Annotated in this window: 1 protein-coding gene; it reads left to right on the forward strand. The window is 57.7% G+C overall.

All coding sequences use genetic code 11. The annotated features are described in order from the left end of the window. Nucleotides 1–804, forward strand: an 804-nt coding sequence (locus tag GSQ82_RS24985) for an AMP-binding protein (RefSeq protein ID WP_254061483.1), incomplete at both ends; no start/stop codon positions are given.

The raw sequence follows: 804 nt of genomic DNA on the forward strand, positions 1-804 counted from the left end.
TCGGGTTACTGGCTGTTCTCAAGGCAGGCGGTGCCTATGTGCCGCTCGATCCCTCCTACCCGGTGGAGCGGCTCCGCTTCATGTTGGAGGACTCCGGGCCGGTCGCGCTGCTGACCCAGGCTGCTCTCCTGAAGCTCTTCGAGGACCTGCAGCTGCCGATGGCTGAGCTCGACGATGAGAACGCCGCATGGCGGAATCAGCCGGACTCGAACCCCGACCCGCACTCGATCGGGCTGAACTCATCGCATCTGGCCTACATCATCTACACCTCCGGCTCCACCGGAACGCCTAAAGGCGTCATGGTCGAACATCGCGGGCTATGCAACCTGGTCACTGCGCAGATCCGGGAGTTTGCCGTCGCAACTTATAGCCAAATATTGCAATTTGCGTCCTTTAGTTTCGATGCCTGTGTTTGGGAGACGATGATGGCTCTCTGCAGAGGGGCCTCTCTGCATCTTCTCCGGCAAGAGCGAATGTCGGATGGCGATGCTTTAACGGAGATAGTTGCACATCACGCAATCACCCATGCAACTCTACCTCCAGCCGTGCTGGCTTCTCTTTCGGAACAAGTTGCTTTCGATTCGATTCGTACCCTGGTCTGTGCGGGAGAGGAGTTGACAGGTTCTGTTGCCAGACGATGGAGACAAGGGCGTCAACTCATCAATGCATATGGCCCGACGGAGGCAACGATCTGTGCAACTATACATTCCTGCCGCGCAGAGGAATTCGGCAATCCGCCCATAGGCCGTCCGATCGGGAACACGCAAGTGTACATATTGGATGCGCATGGGGAGCCTGTGCCTG

This window comes from Granulicella sp. L60 (genome assembly GCF_009765825.1).
Lineage (GTDB): Bacteria > Acidobacteriota > Terriglobia > Terriglobales > Acidobacteriaceae > Edaphobacter.